This is a genomic window from Arthrobacter sp. TE26545 (assembly GCF_056279005.1).
The window spans coordinates 237602-264189 of sequence record NZ_JBWBQM010000001.1; the positions used below are offsets into that span (position 1 = coordinate 237602).

The 26588-nt window shown below is 66.1% G+C and carries 29 protein-coding genes, 3 tRNA genes and 2 pseudogenes; 26 read left to right on the forward strand and 8 right to left on the reverse strand.

What is annotated here, in order from left to right:
• Positions 1–21: 21 nt before the first annotated feature.
• Complete coding sequence (locus tag ACZ9CK_RS00955) at positions 22–672, reverse strand: FAD-binding protein (protein ID WP_476048981.1); 651 nt, start codon at positions 670–672, stop codon at positions 22–24.
• Between the two features lie 330 nt (positions 673–1002).
• On the opposite strand from ACZ9CK_RS00955, the gene ACZ9CK_RS00960 reads away from it, so the two are divergent.
• From ACZ9CK_RS00960 to ACZ9CK_RS00990, 7 genes are all read left to right on the forward strand, one after another.
• Positions 1003–2019 (forward strand): universal stress protein, encoded by a 1017-nt coding sequence (locus ACZ9CK_RS00960; RefSeq protein WP_426301838.1) that lies wholly within the window; start codon positions 1003–1005, stop codon positions 2017–2019.
• A gap of 46 nt (positions 2020–2065) precedes the next feature.
• Entirely contained in the window at positions 2066–4792 is a 2727-nt protein-coding gene (locus ACZ9CK_RS00965) for a PEP/pyruvate-binding domain-containing protein (RefSeq protein ID WP_476048982.1), read from the forward strand.
• A 197-nt stretch (positions 4793–4989) separates the two neighbouring features.
• The gene (locus ACZ9CK_RS00970; protein WP_426301842.1) at positions 4990–5232 is read left to right on the forward strand and encodes a hypothetical protein; all 243 of its coding nucleotides are present in this window, start codon (positions 4990–4992) and stop codon (positions 5230–5232) included.
• A 189-nt stretch (positions 5233–5421) separates the two neighbouring features.
• A complete protein-coding gene (locus tag ACZ9CK_RS00975) occupies positions 5422–5805 on the forward strand; it encodes a carboxypeptidase-like regulatory domain-containing protein (RefSeq protein WP_426301844.1) in 384 nt (127 codons plus the stop codon).
• Between the two features lie 191 nt (positions 5806–5996).
• The gene (locus ACZ9CK_RS00980; protein ID WP_426301846.1) at positions 5997–6500 is read left to right on the forward strand and encodes a molybdopterin-dependent oxidoreductase; all 504 of its coding nucleotides are present in this window, start codon (positions 5997–5999) and stop codon (positions 6498–6500) included.
• Between the two features lie 10 nt (positions 6501–6510).
• Positions 6511–7248, forward strand: a complete 738-nt coding sequence (locus ACZ9CK_RS00985; RefSeq protein ID WP_426301848.1) for an FAD-binding oxidoreductase — start codon at positions 6511–6513, stop codon at positions 7246–7248.
• Positions 7245–7589 (forward strand): DUF6510 family protein, encoded by a 345-nt coding sequence (locus ACZ9CK_RS00990; RefSeq protein WP_426301849.1) that lies wholly within the window; start codon positions 7245–7247, stop codon positions 7587–7589. Before ACZ9CK_RS00985 ends, ACZ9CK_RS00990 begins: the two co-directional genes overlap by 4 nt.
• A 355-nt stretch (positions 7590–7944) precedes the next feature.
• Here the strand turns inward: ACZ9CK_RS00990 and ACZ9CK_RS00995 are convergent, their stop codons facing one another.
• The gene (locus ACZ9CK_RS00995) at positions 7945–8325 is read right to left on the reverse strand and encodes a hypothetical protein (RefSeq protein WP_426301851.1); all 381 of its coding nucleotides are present in this window, start codon (positions 8323–8325) and stop codon (positions 7945–7947) included.
• A gap of 160 nt (positions 8326–8485) precedes the next feature.
• Here ACZ9CK_RS00995 and ACZ9CK_RS01000 point away from each other — a divergent pair, with 160 nt between their 5' ends.
• Together ACZ9CK_RS01000 and ACZ9CK_RS01005 are read left to right on the forward strand one after the other, a co-directional pair.
• Positions 8486–9937 carry a GntR family transcriptional regulator gene (locus tag ACZ9CK_RS01000; RefSeq protein WP_426301853.1) on the forward strand — a complete coding sequence of 484 codons (1452 nt, stop codon included), beginning with the start codon at positions 8486–8488 and terminating at the stop codon, positions 9935–9937.
• A gap of 33 nt (positions 9938–9970) precedes the next feature.
• A pseudogene (locus tag ACZ9CK_RS01005) lies at positions 9971–10063 on the forward strand (IS5/IS1182 family transposase); the annotation flags it as partial.
• Positions 10064–10136: 73 nt separating this feature from the next.
• Here ACZ9CK_RS01005 and ACZ9CK_RS01010 read toward each other — a convergent pair.
• Both ACZ9CK_RS01010 and ACZ9CK_RS01015 read right to left on the reverse strand, forming a co-directional pair.
• Positions 10137–11057, reverse strand: a complete 921-nt coding sequence (locus ACZ9CK_RS01010) for a cation diffusion facilitator family transporter (RefSeq protein ID WP_426301855.1) — start codon at positions 11055–11057, stop codon at positions 10137–10139.
• Between the two features lie 30 nt (positions 11058–11087).
• Positions 11088–11504, reverse strand: coding sequence for a metallopeptidase family protein (locus tag ACZ9CK_RS01015; RefSeq protein ID WP_426301857.1), 417 nt, complete (start codon positions 11502–11504; stop codon positions 11088–11090).
• A gap of 150 nt (positions 11505–11654) precedes the next feature.
• Here ACZ9CK_RS01015 and ACZ9CK_RS01020 point away from each other — a divergent pair, with 150 nt between their 5' ends.
• The gene (locus ACZ9CK_RS01020; protein WP_476048983.1) at positions 11655–12719 is read left to right on the forward strand and encodes a LacI family DNA-binding transcriptional regulator; all 1065 of its coding nucleotides are present in this window, start codon (positions 11655–11657) and stop codon (positions 12717–12719) included.
• 23 nt (positions 12720–12742) lie between these two features.
• A pseudogene (locus tag ACZ9CK_RS01025) lies at positions 12743–13668 on the forward strand (carbohydrate kinase family protein).
• Positions 13669–13691: 23 nt separating this feature from the next.
• Here ACZ9CK_RS01025 and ACZ9CK_RS01030 read toward each other — a convergent pair.
• Complete coding sequence (locus ACZ9CK_RS01030; protein WP_476048984.1) at positions 13692–14609, reverse strand: DMT family transporter; 918 nt, start codon at positions 14607–14609, stop codon at positions 13692–13694.
• A 217-nt stretch (positions 14610–14826) separates the two neighbouring features.
• On the opposite strand from ACZ9CK_RS01030, the gene ACZ9CK_RS01035 reads away from it, so the two are divergent.
• The 15 genes from ACZ9CK_RS01035 to ACZ9CK_RS01105 all read left to right on the forward strand — a co-directional run bounded on the left by ACZ9CK_RS01035 (position 14827) and on the right by ACZ9CK_RS01105 (position 24273).
• A tRNA-Glu gene (locus ACZ9CK_RS01035) sits at positions 14827–14899 on the forward strand.
• Positions 14900–14983: 84 nt separating this feature from the next.
• Positions 14984–15057: transfer RNA gene (locus ACZ9CK_RS01040), tRNA-Asp, on the forward strand.
• 49 nt (positions 15058–15106) lie between these two features.
• Positions 15107–15182 (forward strand) — tRNA-Phe (locus ACZ9CK_RS01045).
• Between the two features lie 151 nt (positions 15183–15333).
• Positions 15334–15810: a hypothetical protein gene (locus ACZ9CK_RS01050; RefSeq protein ID WP_426301898.1), complete on the forward strand. Its 477-nt coding sequence runs from the start codon at positions 15334–15336 to the stop codon at positions 15808–15810.
• 62 nt (positions 15811–15872) lie between these two features.
• Positions 15873–16313, forward strand: a complete 441-nt coding sequence (locus ACZ9CK_RS01055) for an Asp23/Gls24 family envelope stress response protein (RefSeq protein ID WP_426301900.1) — start codon at positions 15873–15875, stop codon at positions 16311–16313.
• The gene (locus ACZ9CK_RS01060; protein WP_115787145.1) at positions 16310–16501 is read left to right on the forward strand and encodes a hypothetical protein; all 192 of its coding nucleotides are present in this window, start codon (positions 16310–16312) and stop codon (positions 16499–16501) included. Before ACZ9CK_RS01055 ends, ACZ9CK_RS01060 begins: the two co-directional genes overlap by 4 nt.
• Positions 16498–16884, forward strand: coding sequence for a hypothetical protein (locus ACZ9CK_RS01065; protein WP_476048985.1), 387 nt, complete (start codon positions 16498–16500; stop codon positions 16882–16884). The genes ACZ9CK_RS01060 and ACZ9CK_RS01065 overlap by 4 nt, the downstream gene beginning before the upstream one ends.
• Positions 16881–17534 carry a DUF6286 domain-containing protein gene (locus ACZ9CK_RS01070; RefSeq protein WP_426301904.1) on the forward strand — a complete coding sequence of 218 codons (654 nt, stop codon included), beginning with the start codon at positions 16881–16883 and terminating at the stop codon, positions 17532–17534. Before ACZ9CK_RS01065 ends, ACZ9CK_RS01070 begins: the two co-directional genes overlap by 4 nt.
• The gene (locus tag ACZ9CK_RS01075) at positions 17531–18142 is read left to right on the forward strand and encodes a hypothetical protein (protein ID WP_426301906.1); all 612 of its coding nucleotides are present in this window, start codon (positions 17531–17533) and stop codon (positions 18140–18142) included. Before ACZ9CK_RS01070 ends, ACZ9CK_RS01075 begins: the two co-directional genes overlap by 4 nt.
• A 407-nt stretch (positions 18143–18549) precedes the next feature.
• Entirely contained in the window at positions 18550–18834 is a 285-nt protein-coding gene (locus ACZ9CK_RS01080; protein ID WP_476048986.1) for a hypothetical protein, read from the forward strand.
• A gap of 713 nt (positions 18835–19547) precedes the next feature.
• Complete coding sequence (locus ACZ9CK_RS01085; protein ID WP_426301912.1) at positions 19548–20828, forward strand: ABC transporter substrate-binding protein; 1281 nt, start codon at positions 19548–19550, stop codon at positions 20826–20828.
• Between the two features lie 79 nt (positions 20829–20907).
• Positions 20908–21927, forward strand: a complete 1020-nt coding sequence (locus tag ACZ9CK_RS01090; protein WP_426301914.1) for a carbohydrate ABC transporter permease — start codon at positions 20908–20910, stop codon at positions 21925–21927.
• Between the two features lies 1 nt (position 21928).
• The gene (locus tag ACZ9CK_RS01095; RefSeq protein WP_426301916.1) at positions 21929–22813 is read left to right on the forward strand and encodes a carbohydrate ABC transporter permease; all 885 of its coding nucleotides are present in this window, start codon (positions 21929–21931) and stop codon (positions 22811–22813) included.
• A complete protein-coding gene (locus ACZ9CK_RS01100) occupies positions 22810–23109 on the forward strand; it encodes a hypothetical protein (RefSeq protein ID WP_476048987.1) in 300 nt (99 codons plus the stop codon). Before ACZ9CK_RS01095 ends, ACZ9CK_RS01100 begins: the two co-directional genes overlap by 4 nt.
• Before the next feature lie 111 nt (positions 23110–23220).
• Positions 23221–24273 carry a LacI family DNA-binding transcriptional regulator gene (locus tag ACZ9CK_RS01105; protein ID WP_426301920.1) on the forward strand — a complete coding sequence of 351 codons (1053 nt, stop codon included), beginning with the start codon at positions 23221–23223 and terminating at the stop codon, positions 24271–24273.
• A gap of 82 nt (positions 24274–24355) precedes the next feature.
• Here ACZ9CK_RS01105 and ACZ9CK_RS01110 read toward each other — a convergent pair whose 3' ends face one another.
• The 3 genes from ACZ9CK_RS01110 to ACZ9CK_RS01120 form a co-directional block, all read right to left on the reverse strand.
• A complete protein-coding gene (locus ACZ9CK_RS01110) occupies positions 24356–24736 on the reverse strand; it encodes a mannitol dehydrogenase family protein (protein ID WP_476048988.1) in 381 nt (126 codons plus the stop codon).
• A gap of 37 nt (positions 24737–24773) precedes the next feature.
• Positions 24774–25640, reverse strand: coding sequence for a DUF8083 family protein (locus ACZ9CK_RS01115; protein ID WP_426301924.1), 867 nt, complete (start codon positions 25638–25640; stop codon positions 24774–24776).
• Between the two features lie 68 nt (positions 25641–25708).
• Entirely contained in the window at positions 25709–26515 is an 807-nt protein-coding gene (locus tag ACZ9CK_RS01120) for an exodeoxyribonuclease III (protein ID WP_476048989.1), read from the reverse strand.
• Between the last annotated feature and the right edge of the window lie 73 nt (positions 26516–26588).

Below are 26588 nucleotides of genomic sequence, written 5' to 3' on the forward strand. Positions count from 1 at the left end.
CATCGCAGGCCAAACGCGGCGTTAGGCCAGCGCGGAAACCACGGGGAAGCTGCCGGTCAGCGCGGCGTGGACGTTGTCCGGGTGTACCTTCGCCGAAATTGCCTGCCCCACCACCTTGGCTTGGCGCAGCACTTCCTTCGGGGTCGGGCTGACGAGTTCGCCGACTCCCACCAAGTACATGCCCATGGCACGCAGCGCAGCCGTGAGGTTCTGGCCGATCGCGATGCCCAGTTCCGCGAGCATGCGGCGCAACTGGCTTTGCCCGCAGCGCGTCAGCACGATGTTGTCCGCAAGCAGGACGCCCTGTTCGGTATGGATCGCCCACACCTTCTCTTCGACGGGGCGCTGGTGCGCCAGCCGGTCGAGGCGGACGGCAGGCGTCGTGGTCCTGACGTCCAGGTGGTGGCTGGCTGCATAATTGCGCAGGTGGCGCAGGATCTCGTTGCGTTCCTGTAAGGACGCCGCATCCGGCCTTTCGCAGCGGCTCGGCTTGCCCGTATAAGTGGAGGCTCCGGTGGTCGAAGTCCCGGCGAAGCGGAAGGCCTGGCCGTTGAGGCCGCTGACCACAATGGCATTCACGCCGCGGCGACTGAGCTCGCTCGCGACGGCAAGGCCCGGCATCCCGGCGCCGATCACCACGGTGGTGGTGCGCTCCGCATTCGGGGCAAGCATGAACTGCACGCTTGGTTCCTCCTTGAATAGTGCCCGCCCGTAGGCAGTCAGGGGGGTGGCGTCCGGTTTCCCCAAGCGGCCGCACACAACATCACGGAGTGTGCCGTAGGACACATTTCCGCTTGTCGTGCATCGAACACTACAGAATTTTCCGGCCCGGGGGTAGCCGGTTCGGGGGCGCTGGGAGGCTGCTTGATTCGTTCCCGGGAACCGAGAATAGTGAGCATTGGAGGCCCCGACCCGCGGCCTGCCAGGGAAGGCAAGCCAGGGCAGCGGCCTCTGGCAGAATTACGGCAACAATGAAGCCAGTTGTGCGAGGAGGCGGGCCCCATGGACCAGCACGAGAGCGAGCAGGAACCCACCATTGCCCCGGGCGGCATTGTGGTGGGTGTGGACGGTAGCGAGCACGGCCAGTGCGCCCTGGTGTGGGCGGCGCGGGAGGCCGAACGCAGGAACCTTCCGCTGCACGTTGTGACTGCCTACTCGGTGCCGATCTTCGCCGCGTCCGGCCTGGACGGTGGCTACGCCACCGTGGATGACTCCGTGATCCGGGAAGGCGCCGAGGAAATCGTGCGCCAGGCCCTTTCGAAGGTCTCCGTCTATCCGATCGACGTGGACGGCTCGGTGGAAAACGGCGATGCCTCCGGCGTGCTGCTTGAGCTCTCCGCGTCCGCCGAGCTCTTGGTCTTCGGCACCCGCGGCCGCGGCGGTTTCGTGGGCCGTCTCCTGGGTTCCGTGAGCAGCGCCCTGCCGGCCCACTCCAAGTGCCCCACGGTTACCGTGCCGCTCTACTGCGGGGACCGGCTCGGCGAGCCCACTGAGGACAAACACGTCAAGGCCGAGAGGGCCAAGTCGGGGCCGCGTGCCATCGAAAACGTCGTGGCAGTGGGCGTCGACGGGTCCGAGCAGGCCCGCGTGGCAGTGCTCGACGCCGCAGAGGCCGCCGAACGGATGGGCGCCAAACTCCGCGTGATCTGCGCCGTTCCCGAATACAGCGGATCCCTCGCCTGGGTCCCGGCCCCCTTGGACCGGGAGGCCCTGTTCAAGGACATCCGCGTCCAGCTGGACGCCGGGCTGGCCTGGATCCGGAGCCATTTCCCGCGTTTGACCATTGAAACGCAGTTGCTGGACGGTTCCCCTGTGGACGTCATGGTGGAGGCAAGCCGCAACGTGGAACTGGTGGTGCTGGGCACCCGCGGCCGCGGCGGCTTCACCGGAATGCTCCTGGGCTCCACCTCGGACGGCGTCCTGCATCACGCCAAGGGCCCCGTCATGGTGGTTCCGGACCGCGAGGATCCGCGCCTGGCCGATCGTGCGGACTTCGGACCGATGCTCGGGGCCGCGTAGGCCTTCCGGTTCACGGACCTTCCCACACAGTCCCTAGGCGGGCATCATGGCTGAAGCGAAAACGTCTTCCGGGTTCATCATCGGCCTGGACGGAATCCGGGCTGGCATGCTCGCCGAAGTGGGCGGCAAGGCGGCCAATCTCGGCGAAATGACCGGAGCGGGCCTGCCTGTTCCGCCCGGCTTCTGCCTGACAACCGAGGCGTACCGCGAGGCCCTGCGGGCCGAGGCGCCGGACAGCGCGATCGGCCCCGTTCTGTCCGAGCTGGCAGCAGCGCCGGCGGATGATCTCGAAAGACTGGCGGACCTGGCCGCCCGCGCCCGTACCGCAGTGCTCGACGCCGGAATGCCGGCCGCCGTCGAGACCGCCGTACGGGAGGCGTACCTGAGCCTGGGGCCGGACGCCGCGGTGGCGGTCCGCTCTTCCGCCACGGCCGAGGACTTGCCGTTCGCCAGCTTTGCCGGCCAGCAGGACACCTACCTCAACGTCGTCGGCACGGATGCCGTGCTGGAAGCGGTCCGGAAATGCTGGGCTTCGCTCTGGACCGACCGCGCCGTCAGCTACCGCGCCAGCAACGGGATCGACCACGCCGCGGTGAGCCTCGCCGTCGTCGTCCAGGTTATGGTGGACGCCGCCACGGCCGGCGTGCTGTTCACCGCCAACCCGGTGACCGGGCGCCGGCACGAAGCCGTCATCGACGCCAGCCCGGGGCTGGGCGAGGCCGTTGTTTCCGGTGCTGTGAACCCGGACCACTTCGTGGTGGACTCGGTGACCGGAAGCATCACCGAACGGCGGCCGGGGGACCGGACGCTGGTGATCCGCCCGCTCCCCGGTGGCGGGACGGAACGAGTGGAGAACCCCGGTGGAGCGGTTGGCGCAGACGGCCAAGGCGAAGCCTGCCTTGACGACGCCCGGATCCGCGCGCTCGCGGCCCTCGGCCGCCGGGTGGAGGATCATTACGGCGCCCCGCAGGATACCGAGTGGGCCATCGACGGCGACGGCAAGCTGTGGCTGACCCAGGCCCGACCCATCACCACGCTTTACCCGCAGGTCACCAGGCCGCCGTCGTCGCCGCGGGCGCATGCCTACCTGTGTTTCAGCCTCGCCCAGGGACTCACCCGGCCGCTCACCCCGATGGGGCTGGCCGCAATCCGGCTCATCGGCGCATCGGTCGCGAAAGCCGCACACTTCGACGTGCCGGATCCGAGGAAGGGTCCTTCGCCGTTCTACGAAGCCGGGCAGCGAATCTATTTCGACCTCAGCGCCGTGCTCCGCAGCAGCACCGGCCGGAAAATCGTGCCCCGGGTCTTCGATGTCATGGAGGCGCGGTCGGCGGCGGTGATGCGTGGACTGTTCGAGGATCCGCGCTTCGCGGTCACCAGCAGGACCCCGTTCCGGCTGATCCGCCATGTGGCCCCGGTGCTTGCCAAATACCGGGTCCCGGAGACGCTGTTGCGCGCGCTGTTCCGCCCGGACGCCGCGCTGGAGCGGGCCCGGCGCTTTGGTGACACACTTCAGGCCCGCATTGACGTCCCGGCGGATGCAAGCCCCCGGGAACGGCTGGAGCACGCTGAGCGCATCCTGGGCCGTGAACTCTTCGCCATCCTGCCCAACACCCTGCCGCCCGCGATCGCCGGTTTCGCGATGTTGGGACTGGTCCGCCGGATCCTGGCCAAGGAGGCGCCCTGGGACGAACTGCAGCTGGTCATCCGGGGCCTGCCGAACAACGTGACCACCGAGATGGACCTCGCCCTTTGGCGCCTGGCGGAGGCCGTCAAGGCAGACCCCGCATCCGCGGAGGCGTTCGGGTCCTTGGCGGCGCGGGACCTCGCGGAACGGTACAACGACGGCGGACTGCCCGCCGTCGCGCAGTCGGGCCTGGCCTCGTTCCTGGCAGAGTACGGGCACCGGGCCGTCGCCGAAATCGACCTCGGGATGCCCCGCTGGGCCGACGACCCCACCCACATCATCGGCGTCCTGGCCAACTATCTCCGGCTTGAAGACCCGGAACTCGCGCCGGACAGGCAATTCGCGAAAGCCTCCCGGGAAGCCGAGGCGGAAGCTGCCGCCCTTGTTGCCCGCGCCCGAGCAAAGAGCCCGCTCCACGCCAAGATCGTGAAGGGGGCGCTGGCCCGCACCAGGACGTTCGCCGGCATGCGGGAACTCCCTAAATACCGGCTCGTGGAGGGCCTAGCCGCGGCCCGGGCGAAGCTGGCGCTGGTGGGCGGGGAACTCGCGGCGCAGGGCAGGATCGCTGCGGCCGAGGACGTGTTCTTCCTGGATTTCACGGAGGCGCACAGTGCCCTTGACGGCGCCGATCTGCGCGGGCTTGTCGCGGAGCGGCGCGAGGCCTACGAGCTCGAACTCCGTCGCCGCCACGTACCCCGGGTCCTGTTGTCCGACGGCACCGAACCGGAAGCCGTGGCAGCCCGCGGTGGTGTCGGCGCGTCAGCTGACGGGGCCTTGGCCGGGAGCCCGGCCTCGGCCGGGACGGTGACCGCCGTGGCCCGGGTGATCCTGGACCCGGTGGGCGCCCGGCTGGAGCCCGGGGAAATCCTCGTCGCGCCGTCCACGGACCCCGGCTGGACACCGCTCTTCTTGACCGCCGGAGGCCTGGTCATGGAAATGGGCGGAGCCAATTCGCACGGGGCGGTCGTGGCGCGCGAGTACGGGATTCCCGCCGTCGTCGGGGTTCCGGACGCGACGAACCGGATCCGCAGCGGTCAGACGATCACCGTGGACGGCGCAGCAGGAACGGTGACCCCCGAAGGCTGAGGGCCCGGTGACCCCCGAAGGCTGAGGGCCCGATCATTGCCGTTGATTCAGGGGTCACAAGTGGCCAGGAAGGTTAGCTCTAGCCTCCAGTGGCCTCATCGCAGGCCTCGTGCGATCCCGCGTGTATCCTCGCTACCTGGCTGGCGACCGGACCGAGCTTACCCGCCTGATCCTTCACAAAGCGCACCAGTTCGGGCATGCCGCCCGGAAACTCCTCGGTCGAGCCCGGTGGCGACACCGCCGAAGCCTCGATGCCCAGGCAACTCGCATTCCCCGACGGCTCTGCGGCCGCCGTAGGTCCGCTCAGCCCGAGCGTGCAGACCGCAACAGCGGCCATCGCCGCCGCAGAGCGGACATACCATCTCCGGTTCATTGTTCTCCTCCTCCGTTCCTGGAACGTCTGGGAGACCGAACGGGAGTTCCTGCCAGAGTCCTGGTAAGTCAAAGTATCCGCTTGGCCATACCGGGGTTCAAGGTCGAAACAGGCACCATCGGCCCGGCCGGCGGGGCACGTCTGGACGGCCTGTTTTCCGGCTTCCGGAGGGTGGATACTCGGTGTTGTATCCAAGGTGTTGTGCAGCCTGACGGCTGTTCCTCGCGGACGTATTCGGGTTCAGGTTGGTGGCGATGTGGCGCGGATCGAGCTGATCTTGCTGGCCGCGGGGGCCCTGTTGCTGGGCGGGTGCACCAGCGACTCCGGGCAGCCGGCCGGCCACTCCGGCCTGGTTACCGGCTACGTCCTGACGGCCCCGGTTTGTCCCGTGGAACGTCCAGGCATGGAGTGTGCGCCGCGCCCGGTATCAGGAGCCTCCGTGGTCGCCCTGGATGGAGACACCGTCCGTCGCTCAACGGTCACTGACACCGTGGGCGCCTTCAGCTTCACGCTGCCTGACGGCAGTTACGTCATCAGGGCAACAAACGTCGGCGGCTACGCCTCCACTGCCTCCGAGCAGGTGGTCATCTCGGAGCAGCCTGTTCACATCACCCTCGTTGTTGACAGCGGAATCCGCTGAGCCCTTCGCCGCGGGGGTGAATGTCTGGACCCCGCCGGGCGGTTGCCCTATCGTGATGGAACCGATCACAGTCGGCCGGAGCTCCGTAGCGGAGGTACATGATGGGAATCATTTCGTCCGGTTTTCACGGAAAACGGCAGAGGGGCAATCCGGCAATACCACCCGGGCAATACGAGACAGAAGGCTTTCCGGTGCTCACCGCCGGACCCGCGCCCAACATCCCCCTCGACGACTGGGAATTCTTCATCACGACGGAGACGGGACGGCGCCACACATGGTCCTGGGATTCCTTCATGGCGCTCCCACAGGTGGAGATCCGCACGGACATCCATTGCGTGACCAGTTGGTCCCGATTGGGCACTTCGTGGCGGGGAGTGTCCCTTGATGCTTTGTTCGAGGACGTGCAGACAAGCTGCGAGTTCGCAACCGCCCACTCCTATGGTGGATACACCACCAACGTTCCGCTGGACGACCTTCTGGATGGCCGTGCATGGGTGGCCTGGGAATTCGACGGCGAGCCACTGGAGCGGGCCCACGGCGGACCCGCGCGGCTGCTTGTGCCGCATCTCTATTTCTGGAAGAGCGCCAAATGGATCAACGGGATCGAGCTGACGCAGGACGATGTTCCGGGCTTTTGGGAATCCAACGGCTACCACCTGCACGGTGACCCCTGGCGGGAAGAGCGCTACTCGTGAGGAAGGCCCGATGAGCACCATGTGGCGCGTCGCCGACGTCGTCAGCGGCGTTCCCGAAACCGAAACGTCGAGGACCATTGGCTTGCGGGTGGCCGGCCTGGACGGCTACCTCGCCGGCCAGCACATCGACATCCGGCTCACCGCGGACGACGGATACACGGCAGTGCGGTCCTATTCCGTCGCTTCCGCGCGCATGGACGAAGTCCTCGAAATAACGGTCGACGAACTGGCCAACGGCGAGGTCTCGCCCTACCTCGTCAGGGACCTCGCGGTAGGCGACCAGCTGGAGATCCGGGGCCCGGTGGGAGGCTGGTTCGTCTGGCGGCCGTCGAACCCGAACCCCGTCCAACTCATCGCCGGAGGATCGGGTGTTGTGCCGCTCATGTCGATGGTCCGTGCGCACGAGGAATCCGGGAATCCCTCGCAGTTCCGGTTGCTGTACTCGCTCAAATCACCTGAGACTGGCTTCTATCAGGACGAGCTACGGACGCTGGACCGGGAATCCGCCAAATTCACCGTGGACTACGTCTACACACGCAAGGTGCCCGAGGCTTGGCCGAGCCTACCGGCGCGGCTCACAGCAGAAACGCTGCTGGCCAACATCCTGCCGGCCGACCCCGCTCCGGACATCTTCGTCTGCGGCCAGACGGTATTTGTCGAAACAGTCGCAGAATGGCTCGTGCAGGCAGGTTATCCCGCCGCCACGATCAAGACCGAACGCTTCGGCGGGACGGGAGGAACGCGGTGAGTGGCAACAGCGGCGCGGCTCCGGGCTCTGAAGACCCGCGCTTTGAGGACCAGGACATTGCGGGGACTGCGGGCAATCCGATATCCCATCTCGACGGAAACGCGGTGGCGGGTGCGCTGTGGGAACTGTTCCGCTTCGACATCATCGCGGCGATCGGACGATGCCGGCACTGCGGCGCTGTCAGCGTGGTCGCCCAGGCATCGGTCTACTCCGACGCGCCGGGAATCGTTGTGCGCTGCCGTTCCTGCGAAGGCGTCCTGCTGCGCCTGGTGGAGACTCCCACCCGGTATTGGCTTGATGTGAGCGGACTCAGCTACCTGCAGATCGACCGCGAGGGCTAGGGCGTTGCTCCTAATGCTGTCAGCCCGGATGCTGATGGCGCGCAGGACGGTGCCGCCCCGGTAGGTGAGTGCGATCTTGTCGCAGCGCAGCGGCTGAATGCGGGCCCACTGCCGGGCCGCCGGCTCAGAATCTAGGAGACACGCCCTAAGCGTGTTTGGGACCGGTAATCCTCGACTTACCTTCTATGGTGTCGCGCTGCGGGGAAGCCGGCGTCGAGGTCCCGCATGAGCGAATCCCATGCTTCCGGGGTATTCGCCCGAACCTGTGCTGGTGCCGGCCACTGGGGGAGGACTGTCTGGAAGCGTATGCCCCCGAGGGCCAGCTGGGTGGTGAAGGGCCCGGAGCTGCGGCGTTTCATGGTAGTTCGCCACCGCTGAAAGCCAGGGCGTGCACACGCTGGCGTGGGTCCGCGTCGGATGCGTACCCAAACCTCGGCTCTCGGGTGTCGAACCCATCGCTTGGGCCGAATCCTTCGCGAGCCAGGTCGTAGAGCAACTGGTGGTAGCCCGACAGTGCCAGGGGAGGCACTTGATGGAAGGAAGGAAGGGTCGCATAGGGATGGTCAACCCGGAACAAGGCGAGGAGCGCCGTGTCTTCTTGCGCATCGTTCAGTGTCCGGTAGGCGCCGACCGGGCAGGCCGCCGTAAGCGCCTGCGCATAGAGGTTGAGGCGGTCCACCGGCGTGGTGTTGCCTGCTTGACGCCATATGTGGACGACATCCGTGCTGTCCAACATGACCGTGACTCCTTGCTGCTGATCGAGGTGGTGGTACGGGCCCCCGATCCCGCCTTCTGATACACTTAACCTTAGAACTCTAATTTTAGATGTCAATAGACATACAAGGTTAGATGTCAAAGTTTTAAAACGCCTACTGCATCGTTTCAAGGGGGTGGCCATGTCCAGTTGGAGAGAGCGGCTCGCGTTCGCGCCGTTGGAGACAGCCGAGCGTGGTGAGGAGATCGCACTTCGGCTCCGTCATTCGATCGAGCTGGGCGTACTCGAAGACGGCGCCCAGCTCCCCAGTGAAAGCGAACTCGCGGCAAGGATGCGAGTCTCCACGATGACCCTGCGAACCGCCCTCGCCGAGCTTCGTCACCTGGGACTTGTGGAAACGCGACGCGGCAGGGGCGGCGGAAGCTTCGTGCGGGCGAACACTGGAGACATCGCCAAGGCCCAGCGGGACACTCTTGCCGCATACTCCCTTGAGGATCTACGCGACATCCGCGAATACCGTGCTGTCCTGGCCGGTTCAGCCGCGGCCGTGGCGGCCGGCCGATCGCAGCAGGTCCCTATCGGACGACTCGCTTCGATGGCGGCGATGATCGCGACGGCGAAGACGCCCGCTGAAATGATGCGGGCGGATAGTCAGTTCCACGTGGAGCTTGCTGCCACGTCAGGATCCGTCCTGTTCACCCGTCAGGAGATGGCTATGCAAGCCGAAGTCGGGGCGTTGGTATGGACCGGGGCTTCTGACCGCCGACGCGTGGCGGCCAAAGAGCACGCGATGATCGTGGACGCAATACGAGCCGGGGACGCCGCTGGCGCCCGGACCCTCGCCGAGGAGCATGTTCGCGGGGACATGAACCGCCTCATCGACCTGCGGTTGTCCATGGACTCTCCGCCGCCAGGCTCGCTGCTTGCCGATGAAGGCATCGATAATGCCATTTCCGCCGTGGAATCGTTCGCATTGAGTTTCGAAGGGGCCGTGGCTGCTTCGATTACGACCGTCGAAGAAGCCGCCCAAGAGGGCCTCGACCACGCAAAGAGAGGCAGGCTGGATGAGCTGGAGAACGTCTACGACGTAGCGCGCGAGAATCTGAAAGCCATGCCGGCGCTGTACGGCACTGGGTTCATAGCCGAAAAAGCCTACTTCGGCGAACCGGGCTCCATCTGGTGCTACTTTCCGTCTGGCCCGGAGTCGCCGCAGCGATTCGAAATGGATCCGGAGTTCTATGACTACTCGACGGCACCATGGTGGCCAGCGTCTGACGCTGATGACACGGTCCACGCCAGCTACGCCTACATCGACGCCCTCGGAACCAACCAGCACGTCATCACCTTCACCAAACGTGTAACCCGGGTGGGCAAGATGGCAGGCGTCGCGGCCGTGGACGTCCTCGTCAGCCGTCTCCAGGCCGAATTCGAACCACTCCTTCGGCTCTTGCCTCCAAATACGTGCATCGTAGACCAAAACGGCGTCGTTATCGCCACCAACACCGCCAGCCTTGTCGGTGGAATCCTCTCCCCCCACCATCAGGCTGAACGGAGAATCGCTCTCCCCTCGGTTCCCTGGAGCCTGTGCCTTGGTGTAAGCGCTGGCGAGAATGCGGCTGTTTCGGCTCCTTGAACTACACGCACCTTCCCCGCACCACAGGGCCCGTCGAATTACATGAATCTGTTTGCTGAACCGGCCGATCACGCCATCGGCCGCTCCCGCGGCGGACTGTGCCTAAACGATGGCGCGGGGTGGCCACCCGCACGACCTGCCGGGGCGGCGCCGTTCTGCGCGCCATCAGCATCTGGCCGGCAGGATTGGGAGACACCTCTCAGGCGTGCTGATGGGTCTCGTGCTCCGAGTGGCTGGCAGGCTCCAGCTGGAAGGTGCAGTGGTCCGTGTCGAAATGCGAGCCCAAGCAGGAGGTGAGCTGGTCCAGGAGCCGGTCCGTGCTGGTGGCGTTGAAGATGCTGTCCTCCACCACCACATGGGCCGAGAAGACCGGAACGCCGGACGTGATGGTCCAGATGTGGATGTCGTGCACGCCCACCACGCCCCTCACGGAGAGGATGTGCTCGCGGATCATTCTGACCTCCACACCCTTGGGGCTGGCCTCGAGGAGAACGTCCACGACGTCCCGGAGCAGGTGCCAGGCCCGGGGCAGGATCATCAGGGAGATCAGGATGGATGCAATGGGGTCCGCGGCTTGGAAGCCGGTGACCATGATGATCACGGCAGCGGCGATGACTGCGAAGGATCCCAGCAGGTCGCCCAGCACCTCAAGGTAGGCGCCGCGCAGGTTGAGGCTCTCCTTCTGGGAACCGCGCAGGATCAGGAGCGAGACCAGGTTGGCCACGGCGCCAAGGACGGCCGCGTAGAGCATGGTGTCCGTATGAACCTCGGGGGAGTCGCCGAAGCGGCGGATGGCCTCGATCAGGATCACAACGGAAATGACGATCAGGATCAGCGCGTTTGCCAGGGCCGCCAGCACCTCCGCGCGCTGGTAGCCATAGGTGCGCTGCTCGCTGGGCGGGCGGGTGGCGACCCAGGCCGCCAGCAGTGCGATGAAGACCCCCGCCGCGTCCGAGAGCATGTGGCCGGCGTCGGCGAACAGTGCCAGCGAACCGGAGACGACGGCGCCCGCCACCTGGATCAGCACCACCGCCAGGGTGATGCCAAGGACGGCGATGAGCCGCTTCCGGTGCTTCCCCGTTGCCGTGATGCCGTGCGAGTGGTTGTGGTCGTGCCCCATGGTTACAAGGCTAGTCCCCGCCGGCCTTCGCTAGTCCCAGCCGAGTTCGTGCAGGCGCTCGTCGTCGATGCCGAAGTGGTGGGCGATCTCGTGGACCACGGTGACCGCCACCTCGTCGATTACTTCCTGCCGGGTGGAGCAGATGTCCAGAATGGGCTGCCGGAAGATCGTGATGCGGTCCGGCAGTGAGCCTGCCTCCCACCAGGAATCCCGTTCCGTCAGCGGCACGCCTTCGTAGAGGCCGAGCAGCACGGTGTCCGGGTCTTCCCCCGGCCCCGGGACGTAGTCGTCTTCGATGAAGACCGCCACGTTGTCCATGGCCCTGGCGATTCTGCGCGGGATCAGGAGCAAGGCATCGCTCACCGCCGCCTCGAAGTCTTCCTCGGACATGTCGAAGGGTGCGCCGTCGGGGCGGATAGGCAAACCGGGAGGCAGCTGGGAGGACATTCTTTGACTCTAACCGCTGCGGCCGTTGACGCTGCAGAGTGACGGGGGATACAGTTTTCCGGGCTTCAGTTATGCGTATAACCTGCGTATTGCCCAAAGCCCGGAACCTCACCTCCCAGCCCCGCGGACTCCGCAGACAGGTAGCCCCCAATGAGCCGCGTCGGCAACAGGACAGGCCCCACGATGCATGACGTCGCGGCCGCTGCCGGGGTCTCCCAGGCGACTGTTTCCCTGGTGCTCAATGACGCTTCCGGAACCAGGTTTTCCGAAGAGACCCGGCACCGAGTGCAGGAAGCGGCCAAGGAACTCGGCTACCGCACGAACGCCCACGCCAAGGTGCTGCGCGGGGGCGTTGCCGGAATGATCGGCTTCGTGGGGGACTTCGTGGCCACCGCACCTTTCGCCGGCAAGATCATCGAAGGGGCGCAGGCTCGCGCCTGGGAGGCCGGGTTGCTCCTGCTGACGGTGAACACCGGCGGGGACAAGGCCCTGGAAGAGTCCTCCCTGGAGACCATGCTTTCCTACAAGGTCGCAGGCGTCGTCTATGCCGGGATGTACCACCGCGTGCTTGAGGTGCCCGAAGCCCTTGGCGAGGTGCCCGCCGTCGTCCTCAATTCGCGGGACCGCAGCGGCAGGCTCCCCAGCATCGCCCCCGATGAGGAGCTGGGCGGCTTCACAGCCACCAGGCGCCTGCTCGACGCCGGGCACCGGCGGATCGCGATGGTCAACATCGGGATTCCCGACGAGCTCGGGCTGCCGGCCGCGGCGGGCCGCCGCGCCGGCCACCTGCGCGCGCTCGCCGAGGCGGGCATAGCGGAGGACCCGCAGCTGCTCCGCAACGGTGAGGGCGAGGTCCGCGGGGGCTACGCGAACACGCTGGAGCTCATGGCCCTGGAAGATCCGCCCACCGCCATCTTCTGCGCCAACGACCGCACCGCCTGGGGCGCTTACCAGGCCTTGGACTCGCTCGGGCTCAGCGTCCCGGAGGACGTCTCTGTGGTCGGTTTCGACAACCAGGAGACACTGGCTCCGAACCTGCGCCCCGGCCTGACCACGCTCGAACTGCCCTTCGTCGAGATGGGCCGGCGCGCCGTCGAGCTGGTCCTTGCCGGTTCACGCTCCGCCGGTTCCGGCTCCGGCCGCACCGAACTTTTGACATGCCCCCTGATCGAACGCCAGTCGGTCGCGCCACCCAACAAACGGCGCGCCCGGTAACCCGACAAAAAACGAAGGAAACCATGAATCTCACCGAAGCCGTTTCGCCGGAGCCGCTCGACGTCGTCGTGGTCGGCGAAGCCCTCATCGACATCGTCAATTCGCCCCAGGGCCAGACCGAGTACCCGGGCGGTTCCCCGGCGAACGTCGCCTACGGCCTGGGCCGGCTCGACGTAAGCGCCGGCCTCTCCTCACCGCCGTCGGGCGCGATTCCCGCGGCGAGGCCATCGCGGCGCACCTCGCGAGTGCGGGGGTCGTGCTGCTGCCCGGGTCCCAGTCGCTGGCGAAGACGGCGACGGCGACCGCCGAGATCGCGGCCGACGGTTCCGCCGAATACACCTTCGACATCGAATGGGCGCTGCCTCCGGCTACCCTCCCGTACGCGCCGAAGATCCTGCACACCGGCTCGATCGCGGCGTTCCTGGAGCCCGGGGCCGCCGTGGTGCGGAACCTGCTGGAACAGGCCCAGGGCGGCTGCATGGTCACCTTCGACCCCAATATCCGCACGGACCTCCTCGGCAGCCACGCCGAAGCGCTCGGGATCTTCGAAGGCCTCGTTCCGTTGTCCGACGTCGTGAAGCTCAGCGAAGACGACGCAGGCTGGCTGTACCCGGGGAAGTCGCTCGAGGAAGCCGCCGAGCGCATCCTTGGCCTGGGCGCCGACCTAGCCGTGGTCACCCAGGGCGGCAAGGGCTCGCTCATGGCAACCCGGGCCACCCAGCTGACCGTGCCTGCAGTTCCTTCGGTGGTGGCGGACACCATCGGCGCCGGAGACTCCTACATGTCCGCCCTCATCATGGGGCTGCTGCTGCGCGGCAGCGAAGGTCTTGCCCCGACGGTTCTGGAGCGGATCGGCCAGACGGCCTCGATGGCCGCCTCCATCACCGTCAGCCGGCCCGGCGCGAATCCGCCCACGCACCGCGAACTGCTCGCTGGCATGGCGCGCTAGCCAGTCCCAGGCGGTGCCGTTTCCTAGCGGGAGCGGCGCCGCGTCAGCCCGACGCCCACCAGGCACACGACGCCGCCGATGAGTCCCCAAATGCTCGGGACCTCGTTGAGCAGCGCCCAGGAAATCAGGATGGTGGTGCCGGGGACCAGATAAGTGGTGGCGGCAAGTTTGCCCGCCTCGATGAGCGACAGGGCGTATGCCCACGTAGTGAAGGCGATGGCCGTGGGGAAGACGCCCAGGTAGACAAGCCCCAGTGTGGCCCGGAGTGGGGCTGCCTGGACTTCGCCCACAAGCTGGCCCGCCCAGGGCAGGCAGCAAAGTGCGCCGACCATGATCCCGAACCAGGTGGCCTGTGCCGCGGTGAACTTCCGCAGCACAGGCTTCTGCACAATCACGCTGACCGAGGCGAGCACCGCGGCAAGCAGGCACAACAGGACTCCGGCGACATCCGCCGTCGAGCGCTGCCCGGAACCCAGGGCGATCATCGCCACCCCGCCGAATGCCACTGCGCTGCCGATGATCAGCCAGCGCGGGAAACCTTCCTTCAGGATGAATCCGGCCAGCACCGCGATCAGGATCGGGGAAACGTTGATCAGCATGGCGCTCGTCCCCGCGTCCAGCATGTGTTCGGCCGCGTTGAGCGCCACGTTGTAACCAGCGAACCACATCACCCCGTAGGCCAGGACCGGCCACCATTCGCGGCCCTTCGGCCAGGCCCTGATAGTGGGCAGCACCACCGCGCCGAGCGCGACGGCGGCCACCACGAGGCGGCCGAGCGTGAGGGGGCCGGGGGAGAAGCTTGGCCCTACGGCCCGGATGCCGACGAAGGCCGAAGCCCAGAGAATGACGGTAATGACGACGGCGGCGACGCCGGCTTTGCTGATGCCCTGGCTGCCGGTGGGCGCCGTGTTTTGGGGAGTGGTGGGGATGCTTGTGGCCATGCAGCCAAACTATCCCCGCGGACCGACATTTGGCTCGCGATTTTCGGACGTCCTGCAGCAAGAAACTGCCAAGCTTGCGGGGCTCCAAGCGGGCCTGCTGACCTCGATTTGGGAATATCAGCTTCCATGCTCTAAAGTTTTAGAGTCCAGTTCGGACGAGCGAACATCAGGAAAGATTCCTAGGGATCCTTTCTGCCGCAAATCCGGATTGTTCCAGGCCCCCATCGTCTAGCGGCCTAGGACACCGCCCTTTCACGGCGGCGGCACGGGTTCGAATCCCGTTGGGGGTACGCAAGGAACTGGTCAAAGCAGTCTGAAAAGTCTGGTAGGCTGGAAGCCTTGAAAAATGCGGTAGAGATACTGCAAACAAGCAAGGCCCTGTAGCGCAGTTGGTTAGCGCGCCGCCCTGTCACGGCGGAGGTCGCGGGTTCAAGTCCCGTCAGGGTCGCTCTGGTGGCCGGAAGAGATTCCGGCTATCACGGTGATAAAACACCTAAGGCTCTGTAGCTCAGTTGGTAGAGCGTTCGACTGAAAATCGAAAGGTCACCGGATCGACGCCGGTCGGAGCCACCACTGGGAAGCACCAATTCTTCGGAATTGGTGCTTTTCTTCTTTAACGCGCCCGGTTGTTTCGGTTCCCCTTTTCCCGCCTCTGTTCAGCGGTGAACGGCGGGCGTATTCTTTCCTCGCTGGCACTCGGACGGCGTCGAAAACGGGGGAAACCATGAAGTTCAAGTCCAGGCTGTTTCTTGCCGCCGCACTGGCCGCGGCCATCGCACTGGGAGGCTGCTCGTTCCCGGCTCCGGCGGCCCCGAAAACGCAGGAGAGCACGACGCCGTCTCCGTCGGAATCGGAGCCCTCACCGGAGGACTCGTCGACCGGCAGTTCCGACGGCCCAGGTGGGCTGGCCGGCGGCTTCGGCTCGATGAACGAGGCCTGCGTCTCCGTCAGTGCCACCTACCTGAGCATCAGCATCCTGCCCATGGCGGGTGCCATGGGCGGGAAACCCGAGGACCTGAAGAAGGCCCAGGATGAGCTCGCCAAGTTCCAGGCCAAGGTTCCGGATGAGCTGAAACCGCATTTCGAAAAGCTCAAGGCCTTCATCGATTCGGCAGGCTCGGATTTCAGTAAGTACGGGACCGGCGAATTCGAACAGCTCTCCAAACCGATCGAGGAATGGCTGGACAAGAACTGCAAGTAGCCCGCCACCCTGTCGCAGCCACGCGTTAGGGTGGTACCCAGAAGAAGGGGAGGGGCACCGGCATGGACCGTGAAGAGATAACAGGGGAACCGGCAACAGAGGAGCAGGCTGCGGGCAGCGGCCGCACGGTCATCTCGGATTCGGCCGTCGCCAAAGTAGCCGGCATCGCGGCGAAAACGGTGCCCGGCGTCTTTTCCCTCGGGTCCGGCCCTTCCCGTGCACTCGGCGCCATCCGGGACGCCGTCGGAAGCTCCGACCACGCCGCCGGCGTGCGTGCCGAAGTGGGCGAAACCCAGGTAGCCGTGGACATTATCCTTGTGGCCGTCTACGGCTACCCCCTCCATGACGTTGCCAATCAGGTCCGGGCGGCCGTCTACAGCGCGGTGGAAAAGCTCGTGGGCCTGCAGGTCATCGAAGTCAACATCGAAATCAACGACGTCTACATCGCACCGCCGGCGAAACCGGGCGGCAGGGCGGGCAACGAAAGGGAGGCACTCCAGTGAACATGACCGTGGTCGGCATCGGGATCGGTGCCTTCGTCGCTTTCATGTCCTTCCAGTTCGGCCTCTGGGGCTTCCTGGTTTCCCTCCTGTTCATGGGCATCGGGGCCATGCTGGGCCGCGCTGCCGACGGGAAGCTGGACCTCCGCAGCGTGCTGGACGCCATCACCGGCCGGCGCTCCTCGTCATGAGTGCAGCACCCGCGGCCGTCCGCCAGGCTTCCGCGGGCCTGGCAGGCCACAACCGGATCAGCACCCAGGCACTGACGTCCCTGGCCCGCGAAGCCGCCGCTGAAGCACTGGGCGTGCACGCGCATGACGTCCGCGCCGAATGGTCGGACGACGGCGGCCTGCTGGCCCTTTCAGTTGTCGCGCCGGTGAGCATCCCGCCACTGGCGGAAGTCCTCCGCGAGCCGGGCCGGGTCGAGGCGTCAGGCGGCTCCGTGCGGGACCGCGCCGTGGCGGCCAAGACGGACATCCTGCGCAGGGTCACGGAGCTGAGCGGCTCCATGCTGAGCCGGGTGGACATCCGGATCAGCGGCGTCCGCATTACCGAGGGAGGGCGGGTCCAATGAGCAACGGCACAAGCACGGGGACACCCGGCCAGGAAACCCAACCGTTGGCGGAGAGTTCCGCGCCGGGTGCGCCCACCGACCCCGGAATCCGCACTATCCTTCGCCGCGAGACCCGCTCTTCCCGTGCCTTGGCCGCCGGGGCAGCCGCTGTCCTGGTCATTGCCGTCTGTGTGTACGGGCTGCTGGAATCCGCGCTGCGGGCCATCGGACAGCAGCCCTGGCTGATCGATCCGCAGACCGCGGCCGAGCGCCTCGTGAAACTCCCTGAGGGCATCTCTCCGCTGTTGCTCGGCGCGACCGGCGCGGTCCTGGCGATGTTCGGCCTGGTCTTCCTGCTCAATGCGGTTCTCCCGGGCCGCCGTGCACGGCATCTGCTCGAGGACCCGCGGGTGGCCGTGGTGGTGGATGACGAGGTCATCGCCGCGGCCCTGGCACGAAGCGCCCGGGCCGCGGCGAACGTCACCCAGGAACAGGTCATGGTGGTTGTGTCGCAGCGCCTGGTGGTGGTCAACGTACGGCCTACCTCCGGGGTCCCGGTGCACGAGCAGCGCGTCCAGTCCGCCGTCGAGGACGAACTGCGTGCCATGTCCCCTTCACCTATGCCGGCCATCCGTGTCAACATCGCCGTTTCGGGGGTGATCGGAGCATGAACGGAACTCCGCACGTCCTCAACCGGATTTTGGTGGGCATCCTAGGGCTGCTCATGATGGCGTCCGGCACCCTGTTCGTGCTGCTCGCCGGTGTTCCCGCCGTGGCCCAGTGGTGGCGTAATTGGTCTTCGGACGCCTACGAGCACGCCGTTTACCTTGCCGAGCAAACCCGGATTCCCGGACGCCAGGAGAGCTGGCTCTGGGTGGCCGCCGCGGCCATCATGGTGATCCTGATTGTGCTGATGGTGGCGTGGCTGGCGCAGCAGGGCAAGGGCCGGGCCAACCTGATCGTGGCGGACTACGAGGACGAAACCACCCCCGGCGAAGTCCAGATCGGCGGCGCCGTGGCAGAGCAGGCCTTGAAAGCGGCGTTGGCGGGACGGCCCGACCTCGCCGCCGTCACCGTCGTCACGTATGAGGTCCAAGGCCGCCCGGGCCTGCGGGTGCGGGTGCATCCCAGGCAAGGGGTGTCCCCGCAGCTACTCGCAGCTGAGGTTTCGGGGCTGGTTGAGGCGCTGGACACCGTGGTGGGTCGCAGGACTCCGGTGCTGCTGCACATCGCAGGCGGCGCCCGGGCCAGGTTCAGCAAGGCCGAACGCGTCCGCTAGTCCCCGCCGGCTCCCAAATCTCGCTTCGCTTCGATTCGGGTCCCTCGCCGGCGTGGGCCCACCGGCCGGCTCCCAAATCTCGCTTCGCTTCGATTCGGGTCCCTCGCCGGCGTGGGCCCACCGGCCGGCTCCCAAATCTCGCTTCGCTTCGATTCGGGTCCCTCGCCGGCGTGGGCCCACCCATATGGTGGCCTTTGCCTGAAGCGGCGGTGAACACCTCCGGACTTTGTGTCGGAATATGCCTTGAACAGGGGTTTTGCCTTGCAGTGGCTCTCCGGCGGGTCCTAGTTTGATGGCAGGGGGATGAACCTTTCCCTTTGCTTGGGCTTTGCCCGGGCCGCCGGGGGGCACGCGTCTGAGTGGAGCCGACGAACCAGGAACAAGAGAACCAGGAGAAGGAGAGAACCATGAGCGAAGCAAACGGCAACGAAAACGTTGAGGGCCAGGTTTCCGGGGGCGACGCCGTCGAGAACGCCAAGGAATTCGCCGGGGACGCGGTGGAGAACGTGAAGGAGTTCGCGGGTGACGCCGTCGAGAACGCCAAGGAGTTCGCGGGTGACGCCGTCGAGAACGTGAAGGAATTCGCCGGGGACGCGGTGGAGAACGTGAAGGAGTTAGCCGGCGACGTCGCAGAAAACGTCAAGGGCCTGGGCTCCAAGATCGCAGGCCTTTTCAAGGGTGGCGACAAGTAACTCCCGGCCTTGAAACTGATGGCAGGTTCCACCGGAAACGGCGGGACCTGCCATCAGCTCGTGAAGGTGCTGCCCACTCTTCGGACTTGAGCAGCCACACGGCACGGTTCGCCTTGAAACGCTCGTGGCGGCCGGAGGTGTGGTTGGGGAGCAGGTCCAGGATCACCTTGAGCCCCAAGCAGCCGGGCGCCTTGGCAAGCAGGACGTCGACGTCGGCCAACGTTCGAAAAGCCGTTCACTTCGCGGGAGTCTTCGACGTCATACCCGGCATCAGCCCGCGGCGACTTGTAGAACGGCGGAAGTCGGACGGCGTCTGCCCCAATCCGGAAAGGTGCTCCAACCGTGAGGTGATGTCGGGCAGCTCGCCGGTCCCGCCGCCGTTTCCATCCGCGAAGGAGCGTGGATAGCCCTGGTAGATGACGGCGTGATGCCACCCCGGCGGTGGGGCGTTCACGGGCTCGGGCCTGGGGTTCCTTCTGGCGGTGCTGCGTGCGTCCCATCAGGCCAATGCCCACCGGCTCACCGGACCGGCCCCTGTGTCCTTTGGGGTGGATCGGCGGCGGCCCGGGTTTTATTTCCCGTGTTTCCTAACGATTACGAGAATATGTGTAAACGCTTGCATTCTTCTTGCAAATTTCGCTAGTGTGAGCAGCACCACATCACATAGCCGCATCGCGGCACCCACCTGGTTCACTCATCGAGGAGTCCCGGAAATGAAAACTCGCAAGTACCTCCTTCCGGCCGCTGTTGCCGGCGTGCTCGCCATCTCTTTGTCCGCTTGTGGCGGCGGTGGCGGCGGGGGTGGAACCCAGAGCGGCGGCGGCGATGCAGCTGCCAACCTGGACGGCCGCGGCCCGATCACCTACGTCACCGGCAAGGACAACGCAGCCGTCCAGCAGCCCACGGTTGATCGTTGGAACGCCGCCCACCCTGACCAGAAGGTCACGCTGAAGGAACAGACCGACAAGGCCGACCAGCAGCACGACGACCTCGTGCAGCACTTCCAGTCCAAGGACCCGGGCTACGACCTGGTGACCGTGGACGTCGTATGGACCGCCGAGTTTGCCGCGAAGGGCTGGTTGCAGCCGCTCAAGGACAAGATGGCCGTTGACACCTCCGCACTCCTGCCGGCCACGGTAAAGGCCGCAACCTACAACAACACCCTGTTCGCCGTTCCGGCCCACTCCGACGGCGGCATGCTGTACTACCGCAAGGACCTCGTCCCCACCCCGCCCAAGACCTGGGACGAAATGATGTCCATGTGCTCCATCGCCAAGGCGAACAAGATCGGCTGCTACGCCGGCCAGTTCCAGAAGTACGAGGGCCTCACGGTGAACGCTGCCGAGGCAATCAACACCTTCGGCGGCAAGATCGTGGATGACGCCGGCAAGGCCACGGTTAACTCGGCCGAAGCCAAGGAAGGCCTGGGCAAGCTGGTCGAAGCCTACAAGGACGGCAACATCCCCACTGAAGGCATCACCTTCCAGGAGGAACAGGGCCGTCAGGCATTCGAAGACGGCAAGCTCCTCTTCCTCCGCAACTGGCCGTACGTGTACAACCTGGCCAAGACCGACGGCTCCTCCAAGGTGAAGGACAGCTTCGCCGTTGCTCCGCTCCCGGGCAAGGACGGCCCCGGTGCTTCCTCGCTCGGTGGCCACAGTGCAGCCGTGAGCGTCTACTCCAAGTACAAGGCCACTGCCCTCGACTTCGCCAAGTTCCTCACCGAGGACGAACAGCAGAAGTTCTTCGCCCTGAAGGGTTCCCTGGCACCAGTGAAGGCCAACATCTACACCGATGCTGAGATCGTTGCCAAGGCTCCGTACATGCCGACCCTGCTGACCTCCATCCAGAACGCCGTGCCGCGCCCGGTGACGCCGTTCTACCCGGGTGTCACCAAGGCTGTCCAGGACAACGCCTACTCAGCACTGAAGGGTGAGAAATCCGTAGACCAGGCGATTGCGGACATGCAGGCCGCAATCGACGCTGCAAAGTAGCGGTCCTCTACCCGCCGGGGAGCCGCCGCGCAGCGGCGGTTCCCCGGCTTCCCCAAGGAAGGGGAGAACAGGAGTCATCATGTCCACTGAGGCCCCCACGCCGACCAGTGCCAAGGAAACGTTGGCCGGCACTCACCACATGCCGGGCAAGGAAAGCGCTGACCGCCGCCAGGTCACCCAAGGCCGCTGGGCCTACACCCTGATACTGCCAACGCTCGTCCTGCTCGGGGTAGTCATCATCTACCCCATCATCAATGCCATCATCATGTCCTTCCAGAAGGACTCCGGCCTCGATCCGGCCACCGGCTTCTTCACCGAGGGCGGCTTCGCCGGCTTCGAGAACTACACCCACTGGCTGCTGCAGCAGTGTGGTTCCGGCCCGGCGCTTGGTCCCTGCCCGCCAGGCACCCTTGGTGCGCAGTTCTGGGACGCCATGAGCACCACGTTCTTCTTCACGATCGTGACGGTCGCGATGGAGACCGTGCTCGGCTTCTGGATGGCCGTCATCATGTCCCGCGCCTTCCGCGGCCGGGCTCTGGTCCGGGCCTCCGTGCTGGTGCCGTGGGCCATCCCCACCGCCGTGACCGCGAAGCTGTTCTTCTTCATGTTTGCCTTCGAAGGCATCGTGAACACACTCTTCGGCACCCAGATCCTCTGGACCGGTTCCGAATGGCCGGCTAAATGGGCCATCATCATCTCGGACGTGTGGAAGACCACCCCGTTCATGGCCCTGCTGATCCTGGCCGGGCTCCAGCTGATCCCGGACGAGGTCTACGAGGCGGCAAAGGTCGACGGCGCCTCGGCCTGGCAGCGTTTCACCCAGATCACGCTCCCTCTGGTCAAGCCCGCGCTGATGGTCGCGATCCTGTTCCGCACGCTGGACGTGCTGCGCATGTACGACCTGCCCGCGATCATGACCGGCGGTGCGAACAACACCACCACGCTCTCGATCCTGGTGGTCGACCAGATCAGGCAAGGCCTGAACAATGCCTCGGCGTTGTCCACGATCACCTTCATCGTGATCTTCCTCGTCGCGTTCATCTTCGTCCGCTTCCTCGGCGCGAACGCCGTGGACGCGGCAACTACCGGAAAGAAGTGACATGAGCACCGCAACCGCCACTGCTGCCCGGCACGCCGATGTTCCCGTCCCCCGTCGCGCCTTCGATTGGGCGCCGGCGCGCACCTACATCCAGGCTGCGATCATCCTCATCTGGTGCCTGGCACCGTTCTATTGGATGATCGTCACGGCCTTCCGCGACGTCGGCTACACCTTCGACCCGACGTTCTTCTTCACCCACGTGACGTTCGACAACTTCGCCACGGTGTTCGATGAATCGCGGGGCAACCACTTCGCCCAGAACCTGATCAACAGCCTCATCGTCGCGGGCGTCACCACGATCATCTCGCTGATCGTCGGTGTCTTCGCGGCCTACGCGCTGGCCCGCCTGCGGTTCAGCGGCAAGAGCCTGGTACTCGGGTTCATCCTGGGCGCATCCATGTTCCCCGGCGTCGCCCTTATCACCCCGCTGTTCCAGCTGTTCACGAACATCGGATGGTTCGGTACCTACCAGGCCCTGATCATCCCGAGCATCTCCTTCTCCCTGCCGTTGGCGGTCTACACCTTGACCTCCTTCTTCCGGGAGATGCCGTGGGAGCTCGAGGAATCGGCGCGTATCGACGGCTGCACCCAGGGCCAGGCCTTCCGAAAGGTCATCCTGCCCCTCGCGGCGCCGGCCACCTTCACAACGGCGATCCTGACCTTCATCGGGGCCTGGAACGAATTCCTGATCGCCAGCCAGCTGTCCGTGGACGCCACCAAGACGGTCACCGTCGCCATCGCGTCCTTCGCCGGTGCCCAGCCGCACCAGGAACCGTACACCGCCGTCATGGCCGCCGGAACCATCGTGACCATCCCGCTGGTGATCCTGGTGCTGATCTTCCAGCGCAAGATCGTGGCCGGCCTTACCGCGGGCGCGGTCAAGTGAGCCGTTCCGGACACCACCCCGCAGCTTCCGACGGCGGCAGCCCCGCCGTCGGAGGCCCCGCGGGCAAAGACGTCCATGCGCAGCGCAAGGTCCGCTCGGCCGAAGACCTGGACATACTGATCGGTTTCCTCGGCTTCTGGACCCTGGTGCTGCTTGCGACCACGGTCTGGATGGAGCTTACCGCCCAGCCCGCACTTGGCTGGGCCTTGGGTCTTCTCGCCGCCGTACTGACCCTGTGGGGGCTGGTGCGGCTGCGTCGGCGGCTGCCCCCGCGGACCGGGCGCCGGATCCACTAGCGGAGCAGTAACAAAAGCACGGAATCCAGGGAAACCTGCCGGCGGGATAAACTGTATACCAGCCCTCGGCAGGGAATTCCCGCCTCCGTGCGGTCTCAGGAGAGGGTTTCATTGGCGAAGACGAGCGAGCGGTCCCAGCGCGGAGGGCATGCGGGGACAAGCATCGAAGACGTCGCCGCGGCGGCCGGGGTTTCGACGGCCACGGTTTCCAGGGCCGTGCGGGGATTGCCCCGCGTCTCTGCAGCAACCAGGGAGAAAATCCTCAGGATCGCAGGGGAGCTTGGCTATGTCGCCTCCTCGTCGGCGTCCGGCTTGGCTACCGGACGGACCCGCACCGTGGGCGTGCTGGCTCCCTACGTCGACCGCTGGTTCTTCTTCAAGGCCATCGAAGGCGTAGACCGTGAGCTGCACGCCAACGGCTACAACCTTTCCCTCTTCAACCTAGGCGGGCAAAGCGGCAGCCGGGAGCGCCTCTTCAGCAAGACCATGGTCCACAAACAGATCGACGCCCTGCTGGTCCTGTGCATGTCCCTCACCCCGGAAGAGGTGGACGACCTCCAGCGGATCGACGTCCCCTTGGTAGTGGTCGGCGGACCCGTGGAGTCCTGCCCCAGCATCGGGATCAACGATTTCGCGGCCTCCGTGGAAGCCACGGAACACCTGCTGAGGCTGGGTCACCGTGCGATTGCGCTGCTCCACGGGCAGGACGACTCCGACCTCAACTTTGCCGTTCCCCGCCTCCGGGTGGACGGCTTCATGAAGGCCATGAAGGAGGCCGGCTGCACGCTGCCGCCCGAGTGGGACATCTTCGGCAACTTCACTGTCAGCAGCGGGCAGGCCGCCTTTGACGAACTCTGGTCCAAGCCCGGGCCGAAGCCGACCGCCCTGTTCTGCGCCTCGGACGAAATGGCAATCGGCGCGATGCTTCAGGCCCGGCGGCGTGGCGTGCGGGTGCCCGAGGACCTCTCGATCATCGGCATCGACAACCATGAATTCTCCGAGGCCATGGGCCTGACCACCATTGCCCAAAGCCCCCTCGAACAGGCGCAACTGGGCACCCGCATGCTCCTCCAGGAACTCGCCGGGAAGTCCGGGGCCATCCACTCGGTCACCGCCGAGCACCACCTGATCGCGCGGGAGACGACGGCCCCGCCCGCGGCCTGAACCAGACGGTTGTGCCGGTGCCTGGAGTTTGTCTGCTAGCGGGCTTGCGGCAAAGGCTGCCTGGTCCGCCACAGGCCGGGCATCAGTGGTCAGCCCCCGTATGGAACGATTGCAGCCCAGCGCTCCAGCGTGGCGCGGGCAAAGGTTCCGTGCGGGTCTTCCGCGCCCGTTCCATGACCTCGTCCCGGCGTTGGTCGACGACGTCGATAGGCTGCCCCTGCTCATCCGCACCCTCGGCGTAGCGCGCCCAAGCCGCGACCACCAGGGCGGAACGGCGCACCTCCCCGCCGTGGGCAAGCCGGTGGTGGACCACCGGCAGCAGGAATTTGGGGATCCGGTCCGAACTCTCGGCGTCGCCTCCGCCGCTTTTCCCCGAGGTTGCTGGCGGCCCGCTGGCTGACGTTGCTTTCGAAGCCGGCGCTTTCCACCGGGACGGCTCCGCCGTGGACCCGGCGCAGCACACAAGACCGAATGGGCGTCCGGTGAACGTCCGTAGGGCCCTAGGAGGCGCGGGCGAGCTGCCGGATCGGGATCCAGCGCGACGCGAGCCGCCGGTATGCCGCGGCCGCCCCGGTCATGTCGCCCTCGGCCAGGCACTCGATGCCCAGCCGCACATCCAGCGGCGATTCGTCCGGGTAGACCTTGTCCGCCACGGCGCCGTAGTCCAGCTCCACCATGGAATCCACGTGGAACATCTCGAGCCATTCGGTGAGCTGCGTGAGGTCGTCCAGCATGTCCAGGTCCGGCGCCGCAAGAGCCAGGTTGGCCACCGCGAAGCGTGCACGCTCAAGGGCCTCGGTCAGCGGAACCCACACCCGGACGGTCAGGATGCGTCCGTTGCCCTCAACCACCTCTTTGCGGTCAGCCTCCTGGAACAGGGAGAACCAGCTGAACGGGATGCCCCACGTAGAGGCCCGCGTGTGCACGCGCTTGGAGTCATGGCCGGCATTGATCCGATCGATCCGGAGCTGGTGCTTCTCCCTCTGGTCCACCGGTATGAGCAGCTCCGCAAGGGAACCGTGGATGCCTTCCATCAAGGCGTTCGCCGCCAGTCCAGCGCGGATCACCAGCTGGCTGGGGCAGTAAAGGAGGCGGCCGGCGTCGTGCTTTCCGCCTTCCGCAGGGGCACGCGTCACCCGGACGAGGTCCGTGCGGCCGGTGGGGAAGGGATCGCCGCCGGGGCGGGTGACCCTGCCCAGCGAAGCGAGGAGTTCGGCGTGCTCGACGGCGGCCCGGGAACCTGCGCGGGTGCCGCCGGCTTCGAGCTGCTCGCGCTGGCGCTCGGGGAACGCCTCAAGCGGTTCGTAGATGCGCAGCGCAGAGGAAAAGGGGAGCCCTGCCTGGCCGCGGTAGAAGTCTTCGCTCATTGCAGCCCCGCCTCCTTCACCTGTTTGCCTGCCCTGCCCTCGTGAATCCGCCCGGTCCGCGTTTCCGGCTAGTCCGCGAGCTCCACGATCACCGGTGCGTGGTCCGAGGCGCCCTTGCCCTTGCGCTCTTCACGGTCGATGTGCGCGCCGGTGACGCGGGCCGCCAGCGCGGGGGAGGCCAGGACGAAGTCGATCCGCATGCCTTCCTTCTTGGGGAAGCGCAGCTGGGTGTAGTCCCAGTACGTGTAGACGCCGGGGCCCGGGGTGTACGGGCGGACGACGTCGGTGAAGCCCGCGGCCTCGAAGGCGTGGAACGCGGCACGCTCCGGTTCGCTGACGTGGGTCATGGCGTTGGCGCGGAAGAAGTCGATGTCCCAGACGTCGTCGTCCGTTGGGGCGATGTTCCAGTCGCCCATCAGCGCGATCTGGCTTTCCGGGTTCCCGGTGACCCAGCCGGCGGCGTGGCCCTTCAGCGTGTCCAGCCACTTGAGCTTGTAGGGCATGTGCTCGTCATCCAGGGAGCGGCCGTTGGGTACGTAGAGGCTCCAGACCCGGATGCCGTTGCAGCTCGCGGCGATGGCACGTGCTTCCTGGACCGGGTCCTTGCCGGCCTTGCCGAAGGCGGGCTGGTCGAGGAAGGTGCGTTCGACGTCGTCGAGCCCCACGCGGGAGGCGATCGCGACGCCGTTCCACTGGCTCAGCCCGAAGTGCGCCACCTCGTAGCCCATGCGTTCGAACAGCTCCCAGGGAAAGTTGTCGTCCTTGCACTTCGTTTCCTGGATGGCCAGGACGTCGCAATCGCTGCGCTGAAGCCAGGCCTCCACCCGGTCGGCGCGGGCGCGGAGGGAGTTCACGTTCCAGGTTGCAATCTTCACAGGCACTAACTTACCGAACTTGGGTGGCGGGTTGTTCGTTGTCCCGGAATACCTTTTGGCCCCTCCCGGTTGC

Bases quoted from the DNA above. Each gene is read 5' to 3' on its own strand.
- ACZ9CK_RS00955 (WP_476048981.1), bottom strand. From the start codon at position 672: ATGCTTGCCCCGAATGCGGAGCGCACCACCACCGTGGTGATCGGCGCC.
- ACZ9CK_RS00960 (WP_426301838.1), top strand. From the start codon at position 1,003: ATGGACCAGCACGAGAGCGAGCAGGAACCCACCATTGCCCCGGGCGGC.
- ACZ9CK_RS00965 (WP_476048982.1), top strand. From the start codon at position 2,066: ATGGCTGAAGCGAAAACGTCTTCCGGGTTCATCATCGGCCTGGACGGA.
- ACZ9CK_RS00970 (WP_426301842.1), top strand. From the start codon at position 4,990: ATGCCGCCCGGAAACTCCTCGGTCGAGCCCGGTGGCGACACCGCCGAA.
- ACZ9CK_RS00985 (WP_426301848.1), top strand. From the start codon at position 6,511: ATGAGCACCATGTGGCGCGTCGCCGACGTCGTCAGCGGCGTTCCCGAA.
- ACZ9CK_RS00995 (WP_426301851.1), bottom strand. From the start codon at position 8,325: ATGTTGGACAGCACGGATGTCGTCCACATATGGCGTCAAGCAGGCAAC.
- ACZ9CK_RS01000 (WP_426301853.1), top strand. From the start codon at position 8,486: ATGTCCAGTTGGAGAGAGCGGCTCGCGTTCGCGCCGTTGGAGACAGCC.
- ACZ9CK_RS01010 (WP_426301855.1), bottom strand. From the start codon at position 11,057: ATGGGGCACGACCACAACCACTCGCACGGCATCACGGCAACGGGGAAG.
- ACZ9CK_RS01015 (WP_426301857.1), bottom strand. From the start codon at position 11,504: ATGTCCTCCCAGCTGCCTCCCGGTTTGCCTATCCGCCCCGACGGCGCA.
- ACZ9CK_RS01020 (WP_476048983.1), top strand. From the start codon at position 11,655: ATGAGCCGCGTCGGCAACAGGACAGGCCCCACGATGCATGACGTCGCG.
- ACZ9CK_RS01030 (WP_476048984.1), bottom strand. From the start codon at position 14,609: ATGGCCACAAGCATCCCCACCACTCCCCAAAACACGGCGCCCACCGGC.
- ACZ9CK_RS01050 (WP_426301898.1), top strand. From the start codon at position 15,334: ATGAAGTTCAAGTCCAGGCTGTTTCTTGCCGCCGCACTGGCCGCGGCC.
- ACZ9CK_RS01055 (WP_426301900.1), top strand. From the start codon at position 15,873: ATGGACCGTGAAGAGATAACAGGGGAACCGGCAACAGAGGAGCAGGCT.
- ACZ9CK_RS01065 (WP_476048985.1), top strand. From the start codon at position 16,498: ATGAGTGCAGCACCCGCGGCCGTCCGCCAGGCTTCCGCGGGCCTGGCA.
- ACZ9CK_RS01070 (WP_426301904.1), top strand. From the start codon at position 16,881: ATGAGCAACGGCACAAGCACGGGGACACCCGGCCAGGAAACCCAACCG.
- ACZ9CK_RS01075 (WP_426301906.1), top strand. From the start codon at position 17,531: ATGAACGGAACTCCGCACGTCCTCAACCGGATTTTGGTGGGCATCCTA.
- ACZ9CK_RS01080 (WP_476048986.1), top strand. From the start codon at position 18,550: ATGAGCGAAGCAAACGGCAACGAAAACGTTGAGGGCCAGGTTTCCGGG.
- ACZ9CK_RS01085 (WP_426301912.1), top strand. From the start codon at position 19,548: ATGAAAACTCGCAAGTACCTCCTTCCGGCCGCTGTTGCCGGCGTGCTC.
- ACZ9CK_RS01090 (WP_426301914.1), top strand. From the start codon at position 20,908: ATGTCCACTGAGGCCCCCACGCCGACCAGTGCCAAGGAAACGTTGGCC.
- ACZ9CK_RS01095 (WP_426301916.1), top strand. From the start codon at position 21,929: ATGAGCACCGCAACCGCCACTGCTGCCCGGCACGCCGATGTTCCCGTC.
- ACZ9CK_RS01115 (WP_426301924.1), bottom strand. From the start codon at position 25,640: ATGAGCGAAGACTTCTACCGCGGCCAGGCAGGGCTCCCCTTTTCCTCT.